The sequence below is a fragment of the Pseudomonas sp. UBA5568 genome, from assembly GCF_002425525.1.
GTDB classification, from domain to species: Bacteria; Pseudomonadota; Gammaproteobacteria; order Pseudomonadales; family Pseudomonadaceae; genus Aquipseudomonas; species Aquipseudomonas fulva.
Map to the genome: position 1 here is coordinate 49,171 of NZ_DIMK01000006.1, position 24,074 is coordinate 73,244.

Sequence of the window (24,074 nt, forward strand, 5' to 3'; positions counted from 1 at the left end):
GGGTCGCCTGGCGACCCAGGGTGAGGTTGCTACTGGCGCGTGACGCAAGCACGGGGGCAATGCGCCTGTGCTATCGCCCCAGAGACCAGGGCCCGCGCAGGGCCCTGAGCGATGCTCAGTCGCCCTGGACCAGACCAGGTAGGCGGGCCACCAATTTCTGGCTGTCGAACGGCGCACGAATGAAGCCACGCTGACGGCCGTCCGGGCCGACGATGGCCAGGTTGCCGCTGTGGTCCACGGTGTAACCGGGCTTGCTGGTATCGGCTGGGATGAAGGGAATGCTGAGCGCATTGGCCAGCTTCTGAGTGTCTTCCACGGAACCGGCCAGCCCCATGAAATCCTTGTCGAAATAACCCAGGTACTGCTTGAGCTGGTTCGGCGTGTCGCGGTTGGGGTCCACGCTCACCAATACCACCTGCAAGCGGTCCAGCGCCTGCTTGGGCAGTTCACTCTTTACCTGCCGCAGCTGCGCCAACGTGGTGGGGCAGATGTCCGGGCAGTAGGTATAGCCGAAGAACAGCAGCGACCACTTGCCTTTCAGCTGGTCCAGCTGCACCGGCTGGCCATCCTGGTTGGTCATGGTCACCCCAGCCACCGTCCGGCTTTGCGGCAGCAGGATGATGCCAGCATCGATAAGCTCGGTGGCGCTCGGGGCGCGTTTGGCGTTGAGCACATTGTTGAGGATCAGGCCCATGATCACAACGATCAGGGCAGCGATGATGAAGACGGCTTTCTGGGTTCGGGTCATGGGCTCGGTAACAGGTTGAGGTCGACGATCGCTGTGACGAACAGCGCACAAGGTAGGCAGTAGGGTACGCGATGCCGACATGCTGCGCATGCGGCTCGGCGCCACGGCCTGCACTGGCCTTTTCAGGCTGCCCGGAAGGATCAGCACGGTGGGCGAGGCTCTTCATGAAATGAACTTCATCCGCCGCCTCAAGGCTCTAAACCGGTGTAATTGAAGGAAAACCGTCAGCCAGGGAACGCCATATATGCTGGATGCCACAGGGATTGGATCCGTTTATAACAAATGGATCTTAACTTAATTGAATATCCAGCTAAGTTAGTGTCTTCCGTTTGAAATGTTTTGTCCTTGGAGTTGTCATGAACATCGCTGCTGTACGCGAGCAGGTGAATCAAGCCCATCAACATGAAGGCCAGACCGGCCAGCTGAAAAAACGTCTCGCGCTGCAACTGCCGCACCTGCACCCGTCCATTCAACTGCCGGAGCAGGGTGCTCAGGACACGCTGGCGCGCTTTGTGGGTGCCTACATCGATCAAGTGCCGGAACTGCTCGAAGCGGCTCATGAGGTGGCGCGTGAAGCCGGCATCGAATCGCAGATCACGCCGGTGCTGAAAATTGCCGAGGCTTACTTCCTGCAGCCGCCCAGCGTGATGCAAGGGCATGTCGGCCTGGACTGCCTGTTGGATGAGGCCTATCTGGCCCATCGCCTGGTGGAGGAGGTGAACGACCTGTACATCCGGCACTTCCAGCAGCCGCTCATCCCCGTCGATACCACCGTTGCCAACCTGATCGCTCACCAGCTGATCGGCGAGGCGTTCGCCAATCAGCTCGACGAAGTGGTGCACCATTCGGTCGATGAAATGCTCGACGACGAGAGCTTCGCCGCCGAATCCGTAGAGGCCTACCGCGAGAAGCTGAGCAGCCCTGAAACCGGCGCCGCCTGGAAACGTTGGCCTTGCTTGTCACGTCAGCTGGGCGTGGAGCTCGGCCAGCCAGCCTGAGCAGGGCCAGGCTGGCTGTTCTTGCGATGGCCGGCCTGGGCCACGGCCCGCTGTCAGGCGCCGACGCCGGACGTGGTACGTAACCGTCCCTCTACCCGCCGTTTCAAGCGCTTGTGCTCGACGCGAAGCTTGGAGCCATTGGCTGCATTGCTGCGGCTCCAGTCTTCGAGCAATTCCAGGCAGGCGTGGTCGATGTAACTGAGGTTGCCCAGCGGCACATGCAAGGTGGTGCCGGCCGGTACGCCGTCGAGCACCTTGGTCAGCGCCGGCACCTTGAGGAAGGTGGCCGCGCCGCTCAGGCGAAGTTCCATGTGCCCGGCCTTGGGCAGGTCCACCAGGTTGATCTTCAGGCGTGCTGCCTTGAAGGCGAGCTTGAGCAACGTCAGGGCAAAGCCCAGCAAGACGCCCGTGAGCAGGTCGGTGAAGATGATCGCCAAGGCGGTGGCCGCATAGGTGAACATCGGCATCCGGCCATAGCGTCCAAGGCCCCGGAAGGCTTTGAGATCGACCAGTTTTATCCCGGTAAACACCAGCACCCCGGCCAGGCTTGCAATCGGGATCTGCTGCAAGATGCTGCTGAGCACCACCACGAACGCCAACAGCCACACGCCATGCAGAATCGCCGAAGCCCGGGTTTGTGCGCCGGCCTGAACGTTGGCCGAGCTACGCACGATCACGCCGGTCATGGGCAGCGCGCCCAGTACGCCACACAGCATGTTGCCGATGCCTTGGGCCGAGAGTTCCCGGTCGAAATTCGAGCGCTGGCCACTGTGCATGCGGTCCACCGCTGCGGCGGACAACAAGGTTTCGGCGCTGGCGATGAATGCCAGTGCGAAGGCAGCCACCAGCAGGCTAGGGTCGGTCAGTTTCATCAGGTCATCGAGCCGAATCCAGTCAATGGCCTCGGACAAGTCCGCCGGTACCTCCACGCGGTTCACCGGCAGCGCCAGCCACAGGCTGATGGCAGTCATGGCTGTCACGCCCAGCAATGCCCCCGGAATGAAGCGCAAACGCTGTGGCCGCAACCGTTCCCAGCCCCACATGATGACCATGGTACCCAACCCCAATGCACCGGCCTGCCAACCCATGCCTGCGCTTTCCAGTGGCAATGCCCCAGCGACGGTTGCCGGGAACGCCAGCAGGTTCTGCATGCCCGACGGCTGAGGCGCCGTGTCGAACATCACATGGACCTGCGACAGCACGATCAGTACCCCGATACCCGCCAGCATGCCGTACACCACCGCAGGCGCCGTCACTCGAAACCAGCAGCCCAGGCGCAGGCGCCCGGCCAGCAACTGCAGTATCCCTGCCAGGAGCAGAATCGGCCCGAGCATGGCCATGCCGTGCTGGCGCACCAACTCAAAGACCAACACCGCCAGCCCAGCTGCCGGTCCGCTGACCTGCAACGGGGAACCGGCAAGAAAACCGACGACAATGCCGCCGATGATACCGGTGATCAGTCCCTTGGCCGGCGGCATACCGGAGGCGATCGCAATGCCCATGCACAAGGGCAGGGCCACCAGAAAGACCACTACCGAGGCCAGCAACTCACGCGGCAGGGCCGCTTTCAGCTGTGTAATGTTCACCGTATTACTCCTTTCTCTATCGCACGGCCATTCCTCTGGCCGCGGGCACGTTTAGCCCCGACAGGCGCGCGGCAGCAAGCCGCCAGCGCAGAAGCCGGCACACCAGTCAGGGAATTCAGGGCAGCAGACGGCCACGCCACACCCCAGCGGGGTGTAGCCGGCCATCAAGGTTCAGCGGTGGTCGGGTCGCTTAGTAGCGGCCTCTCGGAGTAGCGCAGGGCACTGGCTGGTCTGCCGACAACGGCAGGAAGCTGTCGCTCAAGGCGTCGTAGGCTTCGATCTTGCTCGTCTCGATGTCGTACACCCAACCATGGATATACAGCTCGCCAGCGGCAAGGCGCGAAGCAACGGAGGGGTGCGTACGCAGGTGATGCAGCTGGGCGATGACGTTTTCCTTGGTCAGCACCTGCATGTTCTCGTGCTCGGTTTCGCACGTGCAGTTGTTCTCGACCACGGTGCGGGCTACTTCGGCATGACGCAGCCATGCGCTGACGGTCGGCATCTTGGCCAGCGACTGCGGGTTGAGCACGGCGCGCATGGCGCCGCAGTCGGAGTGACCGCACACGATGATGTGATGCACCTTCAACGCCATGACGGCGTATTCGATGGCGCTGGAAACGCCGCCGTTCATCTGGCCATAAGGCGGGACCACGTTGCCGACGTTGCGAGTAACGAACAGATCGCCCGGCGAGCTTTGCGTGATCAGCTCCGGCACGATGCGCGAGTCGGCGCAGGTAATGAACATGGCGCGCGGCGTTTGCGCCGTGGCGAGCTTCTTGAACAGCTCTTGCTGCTCAGGAAAAACGTCATGATGAAAGCGCAGGAAGCCGTCGACAATGTGCTTCAGGGCGGCATCGGCGCTCTCCGCAGGGACCTGCGGCACGACCTTGGATGGGTCCTTTACGGGCATGATTCATCCTCTTGACGGTGAGTAGGCAAATCCATTTTACCGGTGAAAGATTCTGGCAATGCTGGGATTTAGATGACAGGCATTGAGCATAAATCACAGTCGGTGTGGACTGATTTCCTACGCTAGCCGGGAAAACTTAACTGAAACTTAATTCGGAGGCTCTAGAACGGGCGTTCCAGATGATCAGGAGGGAGTTTCAATAGTAGCAAAAAAGCATCAATTGCCAAGTACCATGACTGCAATTATTTGCTCGGATTAGTGAGGCTGGGGATTAAGGCCCCAGCGCTCAACGTGGCTCGCGCTGCCATACCAGCCAAGGCCTGACCACTTCGTTCACTTGCTTGCGTGGCAAGACACCGAAATAGCGACCGTCGAACGACAGGCTGCTGTAGTCGGAGAGCAGAAGCACCTCGCTGCCCGCCAGGCGCAGGTGAGCCTGAGGCGGGCGTGGCAGGCTCCGCCCACTGGGGTCCTTGGCCAGCGGCTGGCTGCGCACCTGCAACTGACCATTGACCCGCACGCCCGTCTCGGCGAAGTCCACCTCGTCATCCGCCACGGCCACAAGGCGCTTGAGCATGTGCATGTAGCCGCCAGGGCATGTCCCGCTGCCCACATAGCCACGGCTATGGGCCAAATCGAACAAGGGCTGCTCTGGCGGGCAGAACATCACCAAGTCGCCCTTGGCCGGCGTCTTGTCGACTACCCAATAGATACCGGGCGGGAAACTGCTGGTCACATTGATCCTGGCGCCGCAGTGCAGCGCCAGGGGCAGCAACAGGAAACACAGGATGGCCAAGGCGGCGGCCACGCTCAGCGGACGTTTCATGCCGGGGTCACAGTGTCCCGTAGATCGATGGTGCGATCGCTCTCGCGCGGCGCAGGCACCTTGGCGCGGGCCAGGAAGATCGGGTCCTGGAAGTACAACGGCTGCTTGCCATAGAAGGCTGGGTAACCTGCGCAGTACACCACCATGTCCCCGGCTTCCTGAATGTTGCCTTGGCTGTCCTTGCGCGGGCCGGGCATGCGCAGGGCTTCGTCGGTGGTGAGCAAGGGGCGCTGGACCTCCTGGATGGTGCGCGAAACCTGCCCGAGCAACGCACTGGAGCGGCGCCCGCTGGTGGTGATCTGCTCTTTCACGATGGTGGTCTGGCCTGTCAGCTTGGACAGGTGCTCGGCCGTTTCCACGCGGTTAGGCGGGTAGGCGTTCTGGATATGGCAGTTGGAGGTGATGCTCTCGTTCTGCCCGTAGAACTCCTGCAACTGCGACAAGTCCTGGATGATCAGGTAGCACTTGATGCCGTAACCGGCCACGAACGCCAACGACTCCTGCATGATGTCCAGCTTGCCCAGGCTTGGGAACTCATCGAGCATCATCAACAGGCGGTGCTTGTAATGGGCCTTGGGCCGGCCGTCCTCGAAGTCCATCTTGTCGGCCAGCAGCCGCACGATCATGTTCACCAGGATTCGCACCAGCGGGCGCAGGCGCGCCTTGTCGTTGGGCTGGGTGATGATGAACAGGCTGACCGGGTCGTCGTGGTTCATCAGGTCGCGGATCTTGAACTCCGAGCGCGCCACGTTGCGGGCCACGATCGGGTCGCGGAACAGCGACAGGTAGGACTTGGCGGTAGACAGCACCGAGCCGGCTTCCTCGGCCGGCCGATCGAGCATGTCGCGCGCGGCAGAGCCCACCAGCGGGTGGTTTTCGCCGTCCAGGTGACCGTAATGGGTCATCTCTTCCCACAACTCCGCAATGGGCCGGGAGGGATCGGCCAGCATGGCATCGAGCATCGGCAGGCTGGCCACGCCCCCTTCATCCTGGGCGCGGTAGCACAGGTGCAGGATGCAGCCGACCAGCATGGCCTGGGAGGTCTTCTGCCAGTGGTCGTTCAGGCCCTTGCCGTCAGGGTCGACGATCAGCGTGGCCAGGTTCTGCACATCACCCACCTCGAACTCGGTGCCCAGGCGGATCTCTTCCAGCGGGTTCCAACCCACACAGCCATTGGCGGTTGCCGGTTCGAACCGTAGCACGCGGTTGCCCGCATGCTGTTGACGCCACCCTGCGGTCAACGCCCACAGCTCACCCTTCAAGTCAGTGATCACGGCGCTGTGCTTCCACGACAGCAAGGTAGGAATCACCAGCCCCACGCCCTTACCACTGCGCGTGGGGGCAAAGGTGAGGATGTGTTCCGGCCCGTTGTGACGCAGGTAATGCAGCTTGTTGCGCTTGTCGAGCCAGGCGCCGACGTACACGCCTTCATCGGCCAGCAAACCCGCGCTCTGGATGTCCTTGTGCCCACCCCAGCGCGCCGAACCGTGCAGGAAGGCGTTGGCCTGGGCACTGTTGTTGGTGATCATGCGCACCACCACCACGGCAATCAGGCCAACCCCTGTGACCAATACCCCGACGGAGCCTGCGGTCATCAGCGCGTCCTGCTGTTCGGTCGACCAGCGAGCGGCCCACACCAGGATCATCCAAGGGGCATAGACCCCGTTGAGGTTAGGCCCAAGGGCGGCGTGATAGTTGAACAGATAGGCGAAATATTGCGTGGCAGTGGCCAACCCGGCGAGCAAAAACGCCAGCGCCAGCAAAGCTTGCCAACGGCTGGCGCCGCCGCGCCTCTCGCCGCGAATTTGCGGCCCAACGGCGTTGTTGTGCTTCATGGATGGGCTCCGGAAAGGATGAAGTGAGTGGGAAAAAGGGTTGGCGTCATGGTGATGGCGTCCGACCACGGCTCAGCTCTTGGGTGAGGCTGCGGCGCTGTGTTTCGGTCAAGCTGCGCTCGGCCTGGCGTTGCAGGCTCCATTGCTCGACCAGTTCAGGTTGCTCGGCTCGCAACTGGCGCGCCGCCATCTCCTCGATACGCGGAGAGTACAGACCCATGCCATGGTGCAGGTCCTGTACCCGTTCCAGGCGCGCCTGCAACTGTTGCAACCGTGCCTGGCAGCGCTGGTTCGCCTGTTCCCAGGCAGCACGTGTGGAGGGCAGGGCGATCATGCCTGGGCGTGAGGCCATGTTCTGCTGCAATTGCGCCTGCTGACGATCGAGCATGTTCTCCAGCCGCTGTTCCAGCGCACCCGCCTGATCGGCTTTCTGCTCCACCAGTTCGCCGAGGGCCTGATCGTAGCGGGCCTGTACCGAACTGCCCTGCAGCAGCGCAGCCTGCTCGGCGGCCAATGCCTGGGCCTGCGCCTCGATACCTTGGCCAGCATCATCCGCCGGCGGGTTGATGGGGGTGGGCATTTTCATCAAGCACTCCTCAAATCAGGAACAGGTAACCGGCCTTGGCCATGGGGATACGGATCAGCCAAAGCGCCGCAAGGTGCAGGGGGTAATAGGCATAGAACAGCCAGCGCCACCGCGGTACGTTCAGTGACAGGCCGCGCGCCAGCAGCACGATGGGCAGGGCAGCCATGGCCCAGGCATTGCCATTGACATAGGTAAGCGATGCCAACGAGAGCACTGCGCCCAGTGCGGCTATCGGATTGGGACGACGGACGAACCAAGTCGTACACAGCCCCAGCAGTACCGCCGGCCACCAGAACTCCACCAGTGCGCCGCCGAGCACGAACACCATCAGTGCCACGAACCACGCCCAGCGTTGGCCTGCCAAGGCGCGCTCGCAGGCGGCCAGGGTAAGCGTGATGACCAGCAGGGTGAAGAGGATGTTCAACGGGTAGTAGCCATACCACAGCCCGCCCAAGGCGATGAACGGCGGCGTGGCGAGCAGGCCGGCGCCCAGCAGGCGCCAGGCGGTACGCCGGTGGCCGCCCTTGTGCCAAGTCGTCGGGCGCGCCAGGTTGTAGCTCAGCACCATCACGAACAGCGGCATCGCGACACGGCCAGCCTCGAACAGATAGGGGAGCGTCTCGTTGAACAGGTACTTGTTCACGTGATCGCCGGTCATCAACAACAATGCCAGCCACTTCAACGCTTCAAGCGCACCGGTCTGAAATCGAACGCCCGGCGCTGCCACCTGATCGGCAGGTGCAGGGGCGCAATGTGCGCTGGTGTGCGTCATCTGCGCATCGCCTGGCCTAGTCCTGTTTCGAGGGAGAGTTTGGGTGTCATGTCGCGCGCGACCTCGCCGAGCCCCTTCTCGTTGACGATGGCCGTGCTTTTACCAATCTGGAAATTACGGTTGGGGTCCACATCACGACGGTCGTGAATCACGAATTGATCGGAGCGCCCCACCTTCTGCAAGATGTGGTGATCATCCATGTCCACGACCATGCCACTGGTGGCAGAGCGGCCCTCTTGCCCAGCGTCGCGAATACTGGCCCCAGGGTTTAGCGACTTAGCCTTTTCCTCCATTGCTTTGTGGGATTCACCACGTTGGCGGGCCTGAGTATCTTCCTCGCCCGGGCGGTTTTTCTGACCGGGTATGGGAACAGGTTGCAGGTTCAGGCTAGAGATGTAGGCCTGGTCGGGCCTGGACTGCGTCATCGCAGCCTTCATGGCTTGGCTCTGCGCCGTAGACTGCGCATTCAACTGCTTGAGCTGCTTGTCGAAGAGGTCGTCGCCCATCTTGTCGACAGTTTGACTGACTTCGGGACGCTTACCCACGAATTCCGCAGCCCGGTTCTTGAGTTGATCGCCGGCTTTCTCAAACCATGTCCCGACCGTCTCCACGCCACGCTGGATCCGCGTTTTGCTCAGCGAGTCGTCGTTTTCAAAAATCACGCCTCGACCATTCGTCTCGTGATCGAACGGCCGAGTCTGGCGATTAGAGCTCAGCACCGTGCCTCGCTCACCGATGAACGGCGTATTGTCCAAGACAATATACGAGCCGTCTTCACCCCGTCCGAATGCCAGATTCCCATCCTTGAGTCGAGAATCGATCAGGGCCTCCTGAACCTTGGCAGGATCTTGAATAATGTCGTTATAGCGTCCGACGCGCTGGAGGTCCTCTTGCAACATTGGCTTGAGATCAAAGCCGGCGTCCTCAAGGCTGTTGTACATATGGGCAAGTGGCCCAGCCGCTAGGTCGTCATCCTTGTACCCGCCACCCACCTGCGAATGCGCACCAGGGAATTTCACCTCTTCGATCTTGGAGTTGTCATCATTGCGCAGTGCACTGGTCAACCGGAACGTACCGCGGTATTCGTTACTGGCCACCAGATGAGTGGTGGAGTCGACGTTCTTGCTGATTTCCAGGTTCTTGCCCAAGTGCTCGTCGGACAAGGCGTTCCCATAGGAAGCAACGGTATCGAAGATCGCCAACTTGTGAACGTGAGCTTGTCCGGGAGGAATCAGATATTCGCCCGTGCTTTTGCCTTGGTCATCGAGCTTGGGCACACCACGATCAATGAACTCGTTGGCCAAGGCACGCGACTGGGCAGCACCACGGCTGAAACCGACGATGTTTACATCGACTTTCTGATCCGGGTATTTGTTGTGGAACGCCACGATGGCGTTGTACGCCTGCTCAACCCGCTCCTGCCCGCCCAGGCCCGTCCCACCTTCCAGTGCCGAGCGAACGGACGTCTGTGCCTGACTGCCGACGCCGTCGAAGTACACCTTCTCGGACTGTCCCGTACGCAAGGTACTGTCGTACTGAGCGGGCTCGTGACCGGAGTTTCTGGCCAAGTTGGTACCTTGGGCATTATCCAGGTCGTACAGGCGAGCCACGTTCGTGTGCATGCCTTTAGGTTGGTCCAGGTCTTTGTTATTACCGGTGCCATCAAAAAAGACCGAAAATCGCAGAGCGTCGCTCATGTCACGTCCCTATGCAGTTGTAAGGCTTGAGTGTTCGCGAGCCGGCGTGCATACCACGCCGGTACGCGGTCAGGCGTCTCGTTTGTTCAGCGTGATGATGAGATCACGAACTGCATCACCTGCCGCCCCGATGTAACCTTTGTAGAACTCCCTGCCCTGATGCAGTAATGGCGAACCGTCCATCGATTCTGCGGCGGCTTCGACGGTCGCAGAACCGTACTCTTCGCTCATCGCCTCGACACTGCGCGCTCGTGCGGCAGGATCGTCGTAGGGTTTCTGATACCAGCTCGACACTTGGTATTCGACGCCTTCACGTTCGAACTTTTCATTCATGTGCGCCGCCAGTGCGATCAACGACTCACGTATCAGCGTCGGGTCGATATCGTGCGCTTTCATGTACGCCTCAACGCGGACCTGAGCGGCTGCGATCAGGTCACCATGGGTGTAACCCTCCATGGGCGGGAAGACACCGTCGGGGAGCTTCATGCCAGGGGTGTAGGGGTGGTAGGTGTAGTCTTTATCAGCCATGGTTGGCTCCTTTGCTTGAACAGGGGAATTGATCAGCAGCGCTACCAGACTGGTAGTCAGTGCAAAGCCCAGTAGGCCGCCGCGCATTAGTCCACAGCGTCCTTGAGGCCAACGTTTTTTTTGGTTCATCACTCTCCTCCATAATGAGGAATGAAATTCAATGGTATTTTCCATGGTTGAAGTTTGGTCGTTGAGTGGCCTGCGTCCTTCTGAAGTGTTTTTCTGTTGATGCGTTGGCCTCACAAGACAGGCGAAGCCGAGAAGTTATGAGGCTCAGCAGACCAATGTTGCACCAGAACAGGGTGCCTATCTCGACTAAGTCGTGAGAGAACGTTCGAAGAGCTTGGTGTCCTCATTCACTCGGCCTGGTGACCCTACACATCCGGTGTGGCGTCTGGCCGTTCCAAGCCAGCGATCAGGTCGTGCACGCCGTCCCCCGCGTTGCTGATGTACTCACGGATAAAATCCCAGTCTTTGTCCAATAACGCAGAGCCTCGCAGAGATTCGGTGGTGGCTCGCACCGCGAGAGCGCCAAAGGTTTCGGCCATGTCAGCAACGCTTCTGCCACGATCCGCCGGGTCCGCATATGGTTTTTGGTACCACGTCGAGATCTGGTACTCGACGTTTTGGGCCTCGAATGCTGGCTTGAGGTAGTTTGCCATTGCCAATAGCGACTCCCGAATCAGCGTGGGGTCCATACCATCCTTGGTCAGTACCGCTTCGGCACGGACTGCCGCCGCGCTTATCAAGTCCTCATGGGTATATCCCTGCATAGGGGGGAAGACCCCATCGGGCAGCTTCATGCCGCGTGTATCGCACGAATAGGCATCGTTTTTTTCAGTCATTTTGGACTCTCAGGTTTGTGGGGTAGCGCCTGCGATCAGGCCGGCAACTGACTGCCGAGCGACGCGTACAACACGTGAACTGGCAAGGTCTGCAGGTCGAGATGGATTTATCTACGCATCGCCTGACCTAGCCCCACATCAAGTTCGATCTTGGGTGGGGTACTACGCCCCAGCTCACCAATACCTTTCTCGTTGACGATGGCTGTACTTTTGCCTACCTGGAAGTTTCGGTTAGGGTCGACGTCACGCCGGTCATGGATCACGAATTGATCAGTCTGACCGACCTTTTGAAGGATATGGTGTTCGTCCATGCCAACGACCATACCGCTGGTAGCCTTGCGCCCGGATTGGGATGCCTCATTGATAGTTGCGGATGGGCTCATGGCACGAGCCTTATCTTCCATCGCTTTGAACGACTCGTTACGTGGCTGCGAGAGAGGATCCAGTTCCTGGGCGTGCGAAGCAGTTTTGGGAATTGGGACAGGTTGTAATTTTATGCCTTCGATGTAAGTCGCGTTGGGGCGCGATGCCTTCAGGTCGCCCGTCAAATCAGAAACTTGCTTCTGCGCAGCCGCTGCTCTTTCCGCCTGCAGCTGATCAATGACGTCAAGCCCGTCTTGCTTGGCCTGCTTGCGCGTATCAAGCCCGACAAAACGCGATGTGGCTTCCAGCGCATTCTGGCCCAACGCCTTAAGACTGCCACCAAGCCCTTCCAGGCCACGGGTGACGCTGCTGCGGCTCAGGCTGTCGTCGTTCTCGAAAATCACGCCCCTGCCATCGGGTTCGTGATCGAAAGGCCGGCTTTGGCGATCAAAGACATTGAGCGTCCCTCTTTCCAGAGGAAAGGGCTGATTGTCGAGGGTTTTGTAGGCGCCGTTCTCGTCTTGGGAAAATGCCTTTTCACCTTTTATCAGGCGTGAATCAATGAGCGCTGCTTGGACCTTCTGCGGATCCTTTATCAATTCATTGTACTGCTCGACGCGTTGCACATCTTCCTGGTGCATCGGTTTGAGTTCGATGCCTGCCGACTGCAAGCGATCGTACATCACGGCAAGAGGACCCGCGGCCAGCACGTCATTCTGATAGCCACCACCGACCTGCGAGTGGGCGCCTGCGAACTTCAGCTCCTCGATTTTGCCGTTATTGTCATTGCGCAGCGCACTGGTCAACCTGAACGTATCTCGGTATTCGTTCATGGCCACCAAGTGGGTAGTCGAATCGACGTTCTTGCCGATTTCGAGATTCTTGCCCAGGTGCGTGTCTGTAATGGACAGGCCATCGGTGGCCACAGTGTCGAAGATCCCCAGCTTGTTGACGTGCGCTTGCCCTGGGGGAATCAGAAAATCCCCAGTAGGCTTGCCTTGCCCGTCGAGCTTAGGCACGCCGCTTTCAATGAATTTGTTAGCGAGCGCCCTGGACTGCGATGCACCCCTGCTGAAGCCAACGATATTTACGTCAACCTGCTCACCGGGATACTTGTTATGAAAGGCCACGATAGCGTCGTAGGCCTGGTCAACGCGCTCCTGTGCGCCGCGCCCGGTAGCGCCTTCGATGAGCGAGCGCCCTGATGTCTGGCCTTGGCTGCCCACGCCATCGAAATAGATTTTCTCAGACTGGCCCGAACGCTCCTGCGTGTCGTACTGCTGCGGAACATGCCCTGAGTTGCGTGCCAAGTTGGTGCCCTTGGCCGTATCAAGTTCAAAAAGGCGCGCGACGTTAGTCTGCGTACCTTCCGGCGTATTCAGGTCTTTGTTATTCCCGGTGCCATCGAAGTACACCGTAAAGCGCTTGGCATCACTCATTTCATGTCCCTATGGTGCTCGTAGCGCGGTACGGGCTCTCGGTACCGCTCTGGATAACGATCAGGCGCCTGGCTTTTCCAGGCCAGCGATCAAATCGTGAACGCCATCCCCGGCACTGCTGATGTATTCACCAAGCAGCTCCCTGTCTTGGTCCAGCAACGGCGACCCCTTGAGAGATTCAGTTGCGGCCCGGACGGCCAGTGCGCCGAAGGTCTCCGCCATGTCAGCGACGCTTTTGTCGCGATCGGCAGGGTTTGCATAAGGTTTCTGATACCAGGTCGATATCTGGTACTCGACATTCTGGGCTTCAAGCGCCTGGTTAAAGTGCTTGGCTAGCGCTATCAACGATTCGCGTATGAGTGTTGGATCCACGCCACCACGCTTGAGCACGGCCTCGGCACGCTTGGCGGCAGCGCCTACCAAATCTTCGTGTGTATAACCCTGCATAGGTGGGAACACACCCTCTGGTAGCTTCATGCCAGGTGTGTAGGGTTGGTATTGGCCTTGATTGTCTTGCATGGAAATCTCCTTGGCTTGGAGTGCAGAGGAAGTAGCCGGCAGGAGCACGAACGCTCCCAGGACCAGCGTGGCGAGCCGGCTCAGACGCAGGCGAGACCAGCAGCCTTGAATGGCGCTATTTGCAGCGGCGGGAACCCATGTACTCAGGTTGTCGGTTCTACTCATTTATCCTCCGTGACCTCCGTCTCCGGATGGCTCTTGACAGGTTGTATTCGCATGGGTCATCCGGCTAAGTTGATCGAAGAATACTGATAAATCCCGAGATTGGGGCCACTACACGCGTATCCAACAACGTGAACAACTCACGGTTTGCGCTGATTGAAATGTCACCGCACAGTACATTCACTATCATTTGCCGCCCAGCACCAGACCTCGCGGCACATACGCGGTCGCTGCCTTAGGCTGGGCCACGGCTGGCTGCGTTTCAACGACCGGCGTCGCTTCAAAAGAGGTGCTCGCCGCAACGACAGGCGCTTGGCCCGGGGCAGTAGACAAGACGGCGCCTTGTGCTACTTGCTGCGTGGCGAAGCGCTCATCCAGCCAATCGGCCCACCAGGCCGCCCGACGCATCAATTGCTGGCGATAGCGGGCATTGATGGCGGGGGTGCGCGAGTGGTAGTTGGCGACCCGCGTCCACAAGTCGCCACGGTCGTTGCGCACATGGCCGCGCAAGCGCCAAGCCGCCAAGTCGTAGGCATAGCAGCCACCTTGCTCCACATCCTGGGCAGTGATGCCGTAACGGGCGAGCTCGCGTAGGTAGCTGGTGTTGAACTGCATGGGGCCTACGTCGTAGGTGCCATTGGTATTGCGCACCCATTGGCCCGGCTTGCCGCCTTCCTGAGCTGCCACCGCGAGCACGATGTTCACGGGCAGCTCGTACTTAACGGCGGCCATGACCGAGCACACGATCGGCTCTTCGAGTGGCGGGAGCGGAGGCGGGGCGTCGATGGGCATGCGCGTAGGCCTAGATCACTTTGCCAAATTTGTTGTTAATTTCTTTGGTCTTATCCGAGTCAGCTGCTGGGCAGCTATCCAGGAAAGACTGCCTGGCGTTAGCGGTATCGTTCCACTTGATACCACCATGCTTTTTTCTCTTAACGATATTGAAATAGTCGGCTACTGGACCCTCGCAGCCTTCAACGACACCGGCGCCTTTGAGCTTGCCGAACATGCACAGTACTGTGGCGCATGGGTCACCGGCTTGGGCTGGGCTCACAACAGCCAGTGCAAGCGTGGCGGCCAACAGTATTTGAGTTGAGCGTATTGAGTTCTTCACAACGACCTCCAGGTCAGGACAAATCTTGTTTGCGCTCGCTGAAGCTCTTCACTTCTGCGTCGGGGTTGAAGTCACGGCTTTTTGACTGCGTGTCCAAGTTGCCTGATGTACGCTGGCCGCTATTGCTCACTGCCTGAGCCAGCTTACCGCCCGAGCTTTTGTCTACGCGCGCCTGCGCCACACGGCCTGAACCTGAGATTAGATTCGCTGTTGTTTGCAAAGCGACACGTCCCGCATTACCCAACTTACTTGAGGAGGTCTGAGCTGAACCGCTGCCAGCGGTGCTGCCTGCAGCGTCTTTTGAGGCGGAAGAGGTGCTACCCCCCTGAGCACCCGCAGCGCCAGCGGCGGTTGCAGAGTCGTTACTGCCCCCTGCTGTGCTTCCACCTCCAGCGTCAGCGACACTCTCTTGCGCCCCGCCAGCAGATGAACCAGACGACTCTGCACCTGCACTGGTCAAGGACTGTTCGCCTCCGCTAGAGGAGGCGCTTTGTACGCTTCCCGCACTCGATGAGGAGGACAAGCCCATCACTGAGCTGAGAGGACTTGATTCCGAACTACTACTTTTGCCGCCAGGTGAACCCGCTTGGCCCCCATTGGTGCCGCCACCCAACATGCCGGAAAGACCGCTAGCCATGCGCGAGCCAATGTCGGAGCCAGATGCGACGCTTGATTGCGCTCCTTTGAATGCGGCATGCACAGCCTGCGCACCACCTATCAGGTTTGCCCCGCCGCTGGCGACTGCAGATGCACCCTTTCCAGCCATCGAAACAGCGGTAGTTGCCGCACCCACTACCGCGCCTGCGCTAAAGTTTCCGATGCCCGATGAAGCACTGCCTGCGCCACCTACCAGCGCTGCAATCATGGGCGGAATTTTGTGAACAAGTAAAAGTAGCAGCACAGAGACTACGAGCATCACAGCCAGCTCTTGCACTGCCATTTTGTCGCTGATGCGGTTAGCGAAGTCTTCAATGAAACGTTTGCCAATGGCGACAAGAAGGACCATCGAAAACAGCTGGGCCCCGACACCTAATACCGCTCGGTAATAGTTCAAGGCGATATCAGAAGTCCATCGCGAGCCGCCGAAGCCCAAGAAAAACACACCGGCATACAATAAGAACCAACTCGATGCCAGAAGTATTAGCAGGTTGATACCCACTACGGCCAGGACGACCAGAACAACGATTGCCATTAGTTCCATAGTGATCTGCCGGCCCATTTGGTACCAGCTCAGCTTATCAGTCGCTTTAACTGTCCGGTCATAGAGTTCGAACCCTATGTCGACAATGGTAGACGGCTGGAGATCAGTAGTACCAATATTACCGGTTGTCGATCCCAGTTCGCTCAATGATCTCACGATGCTCTCAGCCAATTGGAGGCCCTGCATGGCATTTCTCAGTAACCACCAAAACAACCCGAACACCACCAGAAACCGGATCAGCTCTGCGAAAAACTCGCCAATGTCGGCTTTTTTGAGCAGCATGAGCCCAAACGTCCACACCATGGAAATCACGGTCAGTGCCAAAAACAGCCGTTCAGCAGCAGCCTGAATGGCGGGCAACCATTCCTGGGTGGCATCACGGAAGCGATGGAGCACTTCGTTCATGATTCCCGAGCTGCCTAACCCGGGGCCCGCCGCTTGAGCCACCGCCGGGATTGACAGAATGGCGAGGATAGCCAAGGCGTTTACGAACAAATCCCGACGTTTGCCAAGCATAAAACTCATTCCTTACTAGAAATCGTCTTTCGGACTTTTCTTAAATTCCCAATCCGTCATTTTTTTGGAAGACAAGAAACTATCACAGTTGGCTTTGAACTCATTTTTACTGGCCTCTTTCGAAAGTTCTGCAAGGACTTTTTCGTACATAACGGGCGAGCAGTTTTCAGCCGTAGCCTGCGGTACGTCTTCGCCAAAGCAACCTGCCAGCAACCCGGCAGTAACCAGCACGAGGGCAGCTTTTACGCTAAACACTTTCATAACTTCTCCATTAAAAATCATCTTTAGGGCTCTTTTTATAAGTCCAATCGGTGAGCCTGCGATTCTGGGCTTCGCCACGTGCTCGCTCATCGAGCTCTGCAGCATGACGGTTGGCTTCGGCGGTTTGCTGCGCCAGCATCAAGGTACGCAGTTGAAGTAGCTGATTGGCCTGCTGGCTAGACAGTTGGTTGGCATATTGAATGGCCTTCACTTGTCCATCGGCAGTGGTGGCGGCCTGTTGGAGCCTCTCAAGCTGCCGAGCGTCCGCTTTCAGGTTTTCTTGCTGCTGTTTGATGCTCTTGAACATCCCATCGTTTGCGTTTTTCTGGGATGCAGTGGCCATGTCCTGTTGTTTCTGAATGGCCGCCTCGTCTGCCGCTGTGCACCCACCACTCCCATAGCAGGGAGAGTTTCTGTAATAGCTAGTGTCCTGGAATTTATCCAGATACGAGTCGAAGCTACCTGCCTGTTTGGTGTAATAGTCGAGCATGTCTTGCGCACGCATCAGTTTGTTGATCGTGTTGTTTGCTTCATCCCAGATATAGGCTGCAGGTGCGGCAGTGTTCTTGAGCATGTTTTCGTATTGATCAAGTTGCGCCGTGTATTGGCTCACCTGCATTTTATAGTCTTCAAGCTGCTGCAATGTCTGCTTAACGCTCTCAGCCACACTCACACCATCAAAGACTGGAATCCCAGCATGGGCTTGCAGGGCGAGCCCGATACCAGCCACTAAGCCCAGAGCCGATTTAAACGCGGTAGGTCTGTTCATAGTCCTCTCCTTGACTTAGTCCATCAGTAGTCAAACGATTGATAAGGCTTGGAAAACGTAAGGTCTTTGGTGACCATCACGTTGAAACGGAATCCAGGGCGAATCTCGAGGGTGGGGGCGATATTCAGGTTCTTGGCGATCATCTGGGCCGTCACCTGACCCAACTGCTGACCCAGTGCTTCGCTCATGGCGCTGCTGGCACTCTCGCGCTGATTGCCGCCACCAAAACTGCTGCTGTTGTTCTGGTCTTGGCTCAAGCTGATCCCGGCCACTACGCCGGACATCAGGAAGGCAGACCCGAAGAGTCGCACATAGTGGTTATTGACTTGATCGCTCAGACCGGAATAGCCCAGGCCGTCCGCTCCAGGCATCGCGCCGATATCCATCGCCTTGCCATCTGGAAAAATGATGCGCTGCCAGGCAACCAGCACTCGCGCCTGACCATAGGCCACCTCGCTGGAGTACGACCCCACCAGTCGCGCGCCCTGAGGCACCAACAAGTGCTTGCCGGTCGCAGTGTCATAGACGCCCTGAGTGACCTGCCCAATGATCTGCCCTGGCAAGTCGGAGTTGATCCCAGACACCAGCATCGCGGGAATAATGAAGCCGGCGCGCAACTCGTAAGGGCTTCTCGGTGCCTCCACTTTCGAATTCAGTGCCCAACGGTCTTCGCTCCCACCTGCGGCGAACTGGTCGTAGCCCGCATTGCGAGCGGATGAAGGCGTTACTCTAAACGGCGAGTCATCGTCGCCGTCAGCGCCACCACCGACGCCGCCCATGCCTGCACGACGCAGTTCGGCCATGCGGGCCTTGAAGGCGCTGTTTGGATCACTTCGCGCCTGTTCATCCAACCGTTGGCGTGCAGCCGCAATGTTTGCGAGCGCGTCCTGAGGGCCCAGCGGACCATGAGTCGGTTGAGAGGATGCTGCGCTACGCGGTGCTTGCACCTGAACGGTGCTCCTGGCCCGCACTGCCTCCTGGAACTGCTGCGCCTTCATTACGCGAATGCGTTGCAACTCGTCCGCATTCACATCTGGCTGCGACGCACGCGGAGGCAATGGCGGCGCATCAAGGTTGTCCGGGCGCACCACCTGAAGCCGCTCAGGTTCGCGCGCGGGCGCGTTGTCGAGCACTGGCACTTTTGGCGGTTCTGCCTTGCTTGGGATGATCCCGTCCGAGTCCATACCGCTGATCTGACTGGCAAACAGGCTACTGTTGCCCGTTTTTTCACTCTTCTTGTCCTTCGGCTCGCTCTGCTCACCCGACCGATCCGCTGCCACCAGCATCATGATCAGCAGGAAGATAGCGGTCGCAGCACCGATGATGTACATCGGCCAGTTGTTCACGCGACGCACACCGCTGCTGCGGTTCAGCTTGCCAGGGGAGGCATCCGGGGACATGGCATCGTTAGCTTTACTCATCCCATGTCACTCCTTGCGAACCCAGACGCCAGCAGCCAGCAGGCGATCGTTCTGTACGCCATAGGCACGGCTCAGGGTTTCAGGGCCGACCCGCAGGATCACCCGCAGTAGCTGGGTGTCTTTGGGGGTGTCGACCACGTAGTTCAGCGGCAGCGCAGGTACCACGCCGCGCGCAGCAGGCGCTGGCTGCGCCTTGGTGTCGAACTCCTGCACGGAATAGCCCGAGGCGCGCAGAGTGCTCAACAGGGCAGTACCGAAGCCATCACGGGTTTCCTGAGCAAACCGCAAGCGGGTGCTGGCAGGCGGGTGCACCACCGCCAACTGGCGAACGGTGGCCTGCGCCAGCTGCTGGTTGACCGCAGGCGATGTGCGCTCGGCGAAGTTGCCATAAGGCCCGTTGGCACAGGCGGCCAGCCACAGGGTGGCGAACAGTGCTAGACAAGCGCGCATGCTCATTTACCCCGCTGGATGGTGACACGGTCCTGGGACTTGCCCACGCCGGCAATCAGGATGGCTTTGTCGAACACGGTGTCAACAATGTAACGGTCGCCCTGGATGCGGTAGTTGACCATCACGGTCTCATCATCCCGGAACCAGCCGCCGTCCTTGCGCACCACCATCAGCGACGGGGCCTCGGTCTGGGCTACGGTTTGCGGCATCTGGATGATGGTCTTGCTGCCATCGTTATAAACCCGCACGGGTTTCCAGGCAGTGTCGCCTTCGACGGTGTAGTCGAAGCTCAGGTTACCCAGGTATTCGCCGGTTTCGGGGATGGTCGCGCGCTTGCGCTCGGTGGTTTCGCGCTGCTTGATCATGTTCCACTTCGCCAGCGCTTCTTCCGGATAGGTGAAGGCCACCTGCGGCATGTACTGGGTGCGGTGCGAGCGGAGCTTGAAGTGGTAGGTGCGGCGGTTGGTGGTGACCACCAGCGACGTCTCCAGCCCCACGTCCATGGGCTTGATGATCAGGTGTTGTACTTCGCTCGGGCCCACACCGGTGATGGCCGGCTCGACGGTCCAGCGTGCAGTGTCACCCAGGTTGATCGAGTTGACCTGCTCACCGGCTTGCAGGGCGATGTCGCACACCTGCAACACGGCGCAGACGATGCTCGGCTGCTGGGCACCGAAGATGAAGCGGGCAGTACCATCGCCGCCATCGACCGGCTTGATGCCAGTGGCACTGGCCTGCTGCCAACGCTGGGAAATGGCCAGGGCGGCCTTTTCCTGCGGGGTCAAGGTGGGGTTGGCGTCCGAGAAGTACAGGTCGGCCTGACTGGTGCCGGGCGCGGCCTGAACGAACGCAGGCAGTGCGGCGGCGAGCAAAGCGCAAAGATAACGGTTCATGGTCGGTCCTTCAGAGTTGCTTAGACCAGGAGAAGTCGCGCACATAGGTCCCGATCGGGTTCATCCGCAGTTGCTCTTCGCTGGTTTGAGTAGTGGGTTCGGCGGTATAGGTGGTTACCAGGGCACGCCAGTTGACTTTGCTCTTGACCAAGCCTTGCCGATCACGAGTGACTTCTTCCCAGTCCACCTGCCATGTCTCCGGGGTCTGCTGCATGACCGAACGGATGTCGACGCTGACGGTTTCCTCTGCAGCGCGCACGAACGGGCTCGAGTCCTTGGTGCCGTTGAGCCATTCGTTCATTTTCTGCGTAGCCGGATCGTTCTGGCTGAGCAGCGCATAAATGCGGAAGATCGATTTGCGCAACAGCGCCACGTCCGGCGTGACGGTGCGGGCATCGGCAATGAAACTGGCGATTTGCGATTTCACAACGCGTTGATCGACTGGCTGCGCCACCTGCGCCGGCGCTACCGCCAATGGCTGCCCAAGCTTGTCCACTTCAACCACGTAGGGCACGAACTTGGACTGGCTGCCGATATGAATCAGCCCGCCCACACAGGCCAGGGCGATCATCATCGACAGGATCGCAACCACCTGCCACATCAGGCGCGAGGTCACGACGCTGCCGACATGGTCATTCCAGGTACGGCGGGCCGTCAGGTAGGGGTTGTCGAGTACTGCGCCTTGCGGCGACGGGGCGCCGGTAACGGTATCGACAGATTCAGCGGGGCGTTTGCGCACCATCGCTTTCATGCGTTCAGCGAAGCTCATGCGGCCACTCCATAATCATTCAGTCTGAGGCCACGGGCGGCCAGCCATTCGTCCACCCAACCGTTGCCATACTTGGCTTCCAGTCGCTTGATGGCGGCCACCGACTCTTTGTCGGAGGCGCCGACGAACGCCAGGGCGAGCGGACCCAGGGCAAGGTCATATAACCGGCGGCCGTTTTCCGAGACGTAGTAGTACTGACGCTTGGGTACGGCGGTGGCGAGGATTTCGATCTGCCGGGCGTTCAAGCCCATGCGCCGGTACAGCAACGAAGTGTCTTCATCGCGTGCATAGACGTTAGGCAGGAAGATCTTGGTGGCCGTCGACTCGACGATGACATCGAGAATGCCGGAGTTGGCGGCATCCGACAGGCTCTGGGTAGCCATCAGTACCAGGCAGTTGGCCTTACGCAACACTTTGAGCCACTCACGGATTTTCTCGCGGAAAGCGGGGTGGCCAAGCATCAGCCAGGCTTCGTCGAGAATGATCACCGCCGGCTGCCCCTTGAGCGCGCGTTCGATACGGCGGAACAGATAAAGCAGCACTGGCAAGGCGTACTTGTCGCCCAGGTTCATCAGTTCTTCGATCTCGAAGACGGTGAAGTCGGACAGTGTCAAACCATCCTCATCGGCATCGAGCAGGTGCCCCATGGTTCCGTCGACGGTGTACTGGCGCAGGGTTTCACGCACGTTCTCGTCCTGCACCACCAGGCAGAACTCGGAAAGGGTGCGCGAACCGTCGCGGTACATGCTCATCACCGCATGGCCAATTTCGTTACGCTGTGCAGCGGTGGTCTCAAGGCCGTTCAGCGCCAGGATGGTATCGAGCCATTCCATCGCCCACGCGCGGTCACCCTTGGTTTCCAGGAACTGCAGCGGGCAGAAGGCAAGACGCTCGTCGTCGGCCGCTACGGTGAAGTGAAGCCCGGAGCTCCCGGCACTTTCTGCCCGGATACCTGCTGCGAGGGGGTACATGGACATGCCTTTGTCGAAGGCGAAAATCGACATGCCCTGGTAGCGGCGCAGTTGTGCAGCGATCAGCGCCAGGTGCGTGGACTTACCCGCACCCGTGGGGCCGAACATGAATGTGTGACCCAGATCGCGCACGTGCAGATTCAGACGGAACGGCGTGGCACCGCTGGTTACACAGTGCATCAGCGCCGGCGAAAGCGGCGGGTAGAGTGGGCAGGGGGCTTCGGCGCTGCCTGTCCAGATGCTGCTGGTGGGCAGCATGTCAGCCAGGTTCAGCGTATTCATCAACGGGCGACGGACGTTTTCAACGCCATGGCCCGGCAGGCTTCCCAGATACGCGTCCAGCGTATTGATGGTCTCGATACGAGCGGCAAAGCCAAGCCGCTCGATGGCCTTCTCCACACCACGGGCGGCTTCTTCAAGTTGCTGGCGGTCCTCATCCATCAAGACGACGACGCTGGTGTAATAGCCCTGAGCGATCAAGCCACTGTTGACCTCGGCGATCGCGTCAGCCGCATCCTGCACCATCGAGAGCGCGTCCTGGTCGATATTGCCGCTGTTGGTGTTGAAGACTTGATCGAAAAAGCCACGAACCTTCTGCTTCCATTTCTTGCGGTATTTATCCAGGTGTCGCACGGCCTCATGGGTATCCATGAATATGAAGCGACTGGACCACCGGTATTCGCAGGGCAGCTCGGCAAGCGCGGCCAGGATGCCGGGCGCAGACTCCAGCGGAAAACCCTCTATCGCCACCACCTGAATGAAGTTGCGGCCGATCTTCGGTACCACGCCCCCCCACAGTTCCTTGCCGCCAAGAATGGCATCCAGGTACATGGGGTTGCTTGGTAACTGTACGGGTTGGCTTATACCGGTCACGCAGAACTGGACCCAGCTAAGCAGATCCTCATGGGTGATCTGTGCGCCTTCCTCTGTCACAAGCGTATTGGCCTTCAAACGTGTCATCTTGAGCACCGACGACAGGCTGCCCTCGACGCTGGTGCAATCGCGCTTGAATTGCTCGATAAGGTTACGCGTGCGCGCCTTGTGGTCTGGCGGCGGCGTGTCATCGTCGAACATCAGCTCGACGAACTTCTGCTGCGCCAGCATGGGCGGGAAGTAAGTCAGCGTCAGGACGAAATAACCTTCATACAACGATCCCAATGACTCGAAGAAGCTGCGTCGCTCTTCGTCCATCGCTTCGGTGAGCCGATCCGGGAAATGCGAGAAACCCTTGCTGGAATAATTGACCGCAGGACGCCGCACGGCATCGACGTGGATCATCCACCCACTGCCCAACCCAACCAAGGCCTGGTTGATACGCAGCGATACCAACTCGCGCTGGGCGTCGGTGCTGCTGGCGTTATCGTCACCTCGATACAACCACGCAGCCATGAATGCGCCGTTCTTGCCGACGATCACACCGTCGTCGACCAGCGCCGCATGGTTCAGCAGATCTGAGAGGCCCGCATCTTTGGAGCGGTGCTTTTTGAGCTTGAGCTCGGCATCGACCTGCAGGAGACGCTGGACCAGCAGCAGGACCAGCAACGCACCGAGGGCTGCGATGGCATACGCAATACCTTCGATCATTTGTATTGATTTCCCTGACTTGGCGGGTTGTCCCTGTACGGGGTACTACGCGCCGGGTAGTAAGACTTGTAGCGTCGATGACGCAGGTACACCGGGCGCATCTTCGGGTCGGCCTTGGCCATGACCCGCAGAATGAAAAGTGCGGCAAACCACAGCACCAGCCCGACTACCGTGGCGCGCAATTCCTGGGCGCTGAAGATCAGGGCGAATGCCAGCAGGCCGGAGAACATCACCAGCTCGCGGTCGCCACCCATGAACAGATTGTCGCGGTTTCCCGCACGGCGAATAGGGATGGTGCGCAGCGCCATGGT

General features: G+C 59.4%; 24 protein-coding genes. 1 reads left to right on the forward strand and 23 read right to left on the reverse strand.

Annotation, left to right across the window (positions count from 1 at the left end; genetic code table 11):
* Nucleotides 1-115 precede the first annotated feature (115 nt).
* Nucleotides 116-748 (reverse strand): SCO family protein, encoded by a 633-nt coding sequence (locus B2S33_RS02780; RefSeq protein WP_027913248.1) that lies wholly within the window; start codon nt 746-748, stop codon nt 116-118.
* A 356-nt stretch (nt 749-1,104) separates the two neighbouring features.
* On the opposite strand from B2S33_RS02780, the gene B2S33_RS02785 reads away from it, so the two are divergent.
* Entirely contained in the window at nt 1,105-1,746 is a 642-nt protein-coding gene (locus tag B2S33_RS02785) for a hypothetical protein (RefSeq protein ID WP_027913249.1), read from the forward strand.
* A gap of 53 nt (nt 1,747-1,799) precedes the next feature.
* Here B2S33_RS02785 and B2S33_RS02790 read toward each other — a convergent pair whose 3' ends face one another.
* From B2S33_RS02790 to B2S33_RS02895, 22 genes are all read right to left on the reverse strand, one after another.
* Nucleotides 1,800-3,332: a SulP family inorganic anion transporter gene (locus B2S33_RS02790; RefSeq protein WP_280076427.1), complete on the reverse strand. Its 1,533-nt coding sequence runs from the start codon at nt 3,330-3,332 to the stop codon at nt 1,800-1,802.
* A gap of 190 nt (nt 3,333-3,522) precedes the next feature.
* Nucleotides 3,523-4,242, reverse strand: coding sequence for a carbonic anhydrase (locus B2S33_RS02795; protein ID WP_023532649.1), 720 nt, complete (start codon nt 4,240-4,242; stop codon nt 3,523-3,525).
* A 286-nt stretch (nt 4,243-4,528) separates the two neighbouring features.
* Nucleotides 4,529-5,068, reverse strand: a complete 540-nt coding sequence (gene traF, locus B2S33_RS02800) for a conjugative transfer signal peptidase TraF (RefSeq protein WP_027913251.1) — start codon at nt 5,066-5,068, stop codon at nt 4,529-4,531.
* On the reverse strand, nt 5,065-6,903 hold the full coding sequence (locus B2S33_RS02805; protein ID WP_027913252.1) for a type IV secretory system conjugative DNA transfer family protein: 1,839 nt from the start codon (nt 6,901-6,903) through the stop codon (nt 5,065-5,067). The genes traF and B2S33_RS02805 overlap by 4 nt, the downstream gene beginning before the upstream one ends.
* Before the next feature lie 46 nt (nt 6,904-6,949).
* Entirely contained in the window at nt 6,950-7,489 is a 540-nt protein-coding gene (locus B2S33_RS02810) for an IncP plasmid survival protein KfrC family protein (RefSeq protein ID WP_023532599.1), read from the reverse strand.
* 10 nt (nt 7,490-7,499) lie between these two features.
* Nucleotides 7,500-8,261 carry a TraX family protein gene (locus B2S33_RS02815; RefSeq protein WP_242809968.1) on the reverse strand — a complete coding sequence of 254 codons (762 nt, stop codon included), beginning with the start codon at nt 8,259-8,261 and terminating at the stop codon, nt 7,500-7,502.
* Nucleotides 8,258-9,958, reverse strand: coding sequence for a T6SS phospholipase effector Tle1-like catalytic domain-containing protein (locus B2S33_RS02820; RefSeq protein ID WP_288649784.1), 1,701 nt, complete (start codon nt 9,956-9,958; stop codon nt 8,258-8,260). Before B2S33_RS02820 ends, B2S33_RS02815 begins: the two co-directional genes overlap by 4 nt.
* Nucleotides 9,959-10,027: 69 nt before the next feature.
* Nucleotides 10,028-10,615, reverse strand: coding sequence for a hypothetical protein (locus B2S33_RS02825; protein ID WP_231977362.1), 588 nt, complete (start codon nt 10,613-10,615; stop codon nt 10,028-10,030).
* A gap of 245 nt (nt 10,616-10,860) precedes the next feature.
* Nucleotides 10,861-11,331 (reverse strand): hypothetical protein, encoded by a 471-nt coding sequence (locus B2S33_RS02830; RefSeq protein WP_027913255.1) that lies wholly within the window; start codon nt 11,329-11,331, stop codon nt 10,861-10,863.
* 107 nt (nt 11,332-11,438) lie between these two features.
* Entirely contained in the window at nt 11,439-13,133 is a 1,695-nt protein-coding gene (locus B2S33_RS02835) for a T6SS phospholipase effector Tle1-like catalytic domain-containing protein (RefSeq protein WP_059183493.1), read from the reverse strand.
* A 60-nt stretch (nt 13,134-13,193) separates the two neighbouring features.
* On the reverse strand, nt 13,194-13,817 hold the full coding sequence (locus B2S33_RS02840; protein ID WP_288649787.1) for a hypothetical protein: 624 nt from the start codon (nt 13,815-13,817) through the stop codon (nt 13,194-13,196).
* A gap of 183 nt (nt 13,818-14,000) precedes the next feature.
* Complete coding sequence (locus B2S33_RS02845; RefSeq protein ID WP_288649788.1) at nt 14,001-14,606, reverse strand: muramidase; 606 nt, start codon at nt 14,604-14,606, stop codon at nt 14,001-14,003.
* 10 nt (nt 14,607-14,616) lie between these two features.
* Complete coding sequence (locus B2S33_RS21510; RefSeq protein WP_144435207.1) at nt 14,617-14,823, reverse strand: TrbM/KikA/MpfK family conjugal transfer protein; 207 nt, start codon at nt 14,821-14,823, stop codon at nt 14,617-14,619.
* Between the two features lie 118 nt (nt 14,824-14,941).
* Complete coding sequence (trbL, locus tag B2S33_RS02855) at nt 14,942-16,645, reverse strand: P-type conjugative transfer protein TrbL (protein ID WP_206419507.1); 1,704 nt, start codon at nt 16,643-16,645, stop codon at nt 14,942-14,944.
* A 15-nt stretch (nt 16,646-16,660) separates the two neighbouring features.
* Nucleotides 16,661-16,906, reverse strand: a complete 246-nt coding sequence (gene trbK, locus B2S33_RS02860; protein ID WP_111475819.1) for an entry exclusion lipoprotein TrbK — start codon at nt 16,904-16,906, stop codon at nt 16,661-16,663.
* A 10-nt stretch (nt 16,907-16,916) separates the two neighbouring features.
* Complete coding sequence (gene trbJ, locus B2S33_RS02865; RefSeq protein WP_288649792.1) at nt 16,917-17,675, reverse strand: P-type conjugative transfer protein TrbJ; 759 nt, start codon at nt 17,673-17,675, stop codon at nt 16,917-16,919.
* A gap of 23 nt (nt 17,676-17,698) precedes the next feature.
* The gene (locus B2S33_RS02870; RefSeq protein ID WP_027913260.1) at nt 17,699-19,096 is read right to left on the reverse strand and encodes a TrbI/VirB10 family protein; all 1,398 of its coding nucleotides are present in this window, start codon (nt 19,094-19,096) and stop codon (nt 17,699-17,701) included.
* A gap of 6 nt (nt 19,097-19,102) precedes the next feature.
* Nucleotides 19,103-19,546, reverse strand: coding sequence for a conjugal transfer protein TrbH (locus tag B2S33_RS02875; protein ID WP_288649793.1), 444 nt, complete (start codon nt 19,544-19,546; stop codon nt 19,103-19,105).
* Between the two features lie 2 nt (nt 19,547-19,548).
* The gene (gene trbG, locus B2S33_RS02880; protein ID WP_023532808.1) at nt 19,549-20,439 is read right to left on the reverse strand and encodes a P-type conjugative transfer protein TrbG; all 891 of its coding nucleotides are present in this window, start codon (nt 20,437-20,439) and stop codon (nt 19,549-19,551) included.
* A gap of 10 nt (nt 20,440-20,449) precedes the next feature.
* The gene (locus tag B2S33_RS02885) at nt 20,450-21,208 is read right to left on the reverse strand and encodes a VirB8/TrbF family protein (protein ID WP_027913262.1); all 759 of its coding nucleotides are present in this window, start codon (nt 21,206-21,208) and stop codon (nt 20,450-20,452) included.
* Complete coding sequence (locus B2S33_RS02890; protein WP_027913263.1) at nt 21,205-23,763, reverse strand: VirB4 family type IV secretion/conjugal transfer ATPase; 2,559 nt, start codon at nt 23,761-23,763, stop codon at nt 21,205-21,207. The genes B2S33_RS02885 and B2S33_RS02890 overlap by 4 nt, the downstream gene beginning before the upstream one ends.
* Nucleotides 23,760-24,071, reverse strand: coding sequence for a conjugal transfer protein TrbD (locus B2S33_RS02895; RefSeq protein ID WP_023532470.1), 312 nt, complete (start codon nt 24,069-24,071; stop codon nt 23,760-23,762). Before B2S33_RS02895 ends, B2S33_RS02890 begins: the two co-directional genes overlap by 4 nt.
* Nucleotides 24,072-24,074 lie beyond the last annotated feature (3 nt).

Bases quoted from the DNA above. Each gene is read 5' to 3' on its own strand.
- B2S33_RS02780 (WP_027913248.1), bottom strand. From the start codon at position 748: ATGACCCGAACCCAGAAAGCCGTCTTCATCATCGCTGCCCTGATCGTT.
- B2S33_RS02785 (WP_027913249.1), top strand. From the start codon at position 1,105: ATGAACATCGCTGCTGTACGCGAGCAGGTGAATCAAGCCCATCAACAT.
- B2S33_RS02795 (WP_023532649.1), bottom strand. From the start codon at position 4,242: ATGCCCGTAAAGGACCCATCCAAGGTCGTGCCGCAGGTCCCTGCGGAG.
- traF (WP_027913251.1), bottom strand. From the start codon at position 5,068: ATGAAACGTCCGCTGAGCGTGGCCGCCGCCTTGGCCATCCTGTGTTTC.
- B2S33_RS02805 (WP_027913252.1), bottom strand. From the start codon at position 6,903: ATGAAGCACAACAACGCCGTTGGGCCGCAAATTCGCGGCGAGAGGCGC.
- B2S33_RS02810 (WP_023532599.1), bottom strand. From the start codon at position 7,489: ATGAAAATGCCCACCCCCATCAACCCGCCGGCGGATGATGCTGGCCAA.
- B2S33_RS02815 (WP_242809968.1), bottom strand. From the start codon at position 8,261: ATGACGCACACCAGCGCACATTGCGCCCCTGCACCTGCCGATCAGGTG.
- B2S33_RS02820 (WP_288649784.1), bottom strand. From the start codon at position 9,958: ATGAGCGACGCTCTGCGATTTTCGGTCTTTTTTGATGGCACCGGTAAT.
- B2S33_RS02825 (WP_231977362.1), bottom strand. From the start codon at position 10,615: ATGAACCAAAAAAAACGTTGGCCTCAAGGACGCTGTGGACTAATGCGC.
- B2S33_RS02830 (WP_027913255.1), bottom strand. From the start codon at position 11,331: ATGACTGAAAAAAACGATGCCTATTCGTGCGATACACGCGGCATGAAG.
- B2S33_RS02835 (WP_059183493.1), bottom strand. From the start codon at position 13,133: ATGAGTGATGCCAAGCGCTTTACGGTGTACTTCGATGGCACCGGGAAT.
- B2S33_RS02840 (WP_288649787.1), bottom strand. From the start codon at position 13,817: ATGAGTAGAACCGACAACCTGAGTACATGGGTTCCCGCCGCTGCAAAT.
- B2S33_RS02845 (WP_288649788.1), bottom strand. From the start codon at position 14,606: ATGCCCATCGACGCCCCGCCTCCGCTCCCGCCACTCGAAGAGCCGATC.
- B2S33_RS21510 (WP_144435207.1), bottom strand. From the start codon at position 14,823: ATGTTCGGCAAGCTCAAAGGCGCCGGTGTCGTTGAAGGCTGCGAGGGT.
- trbL (WP_206419507.1), bottom strand. From the start codon at position 16,645: ATGCTTGGCAAACGTCGGGATTTGTTCGTAAACGCCTTGGCTATCCTC.
- trbK (WP_111475819.1), bottom strand. From the start codon at position 16,906: ATGAAAGTGTTTAGCGTAAAAGCTGCCCTCGTGCTGGTTACTGCCGGG.
- trbJ (WP_288649792.1), bottom strand. From the start codon at position 17,675: ATGAACAGACCTACCGCGTTTAAATCGGCTCTGGGCTTAGTGGCTGGT.
- B2S33_RS02870 (WP_027913260.1), bottom strand. From the start codon at position 19,096: ATGAGTAAAGCTAACGATGCCATGTCCCCGGATGCCTCCCCTGGCAAG.
- B2S33_RS02875 (WP_288649793.1), bottom strand. From the start codon at position 19,546: ATGCGCGCTTGTCTAGCACTGTTCGCCACCCTGTGGCTGGCCGCCTGT.
- trbG (WP_023532808.1), bottom strand. From the start codon at position 20,439: ATGAACCGTTATCTTTGCGCTTTGCTCGCCGCCGCACTGCCTGCGTTC.
- B2S33_RS02885 (WP_027913262.1), bottom strand. From the start codon at position 21,208: ATGAGCTTCGCTGAACGCATGAAAGCGATGGTGCGCAAACGCCCCGCT.
- B2S33_RS02890 (WP_027913263.1), bottom strand. From the start codon at position 23,763: ATGATCGAAGGTATTGCGTATGCCATCGCAGCCCTCGGTGCGTTGCTG.
- B2S33_RS02895 (WP_023532470.1), bottom strand. From the start codon at position 24,071: ATGGCGCTGCGCACCATCCCTATTCGCCGTGCGGGAAACCGCGACAAT.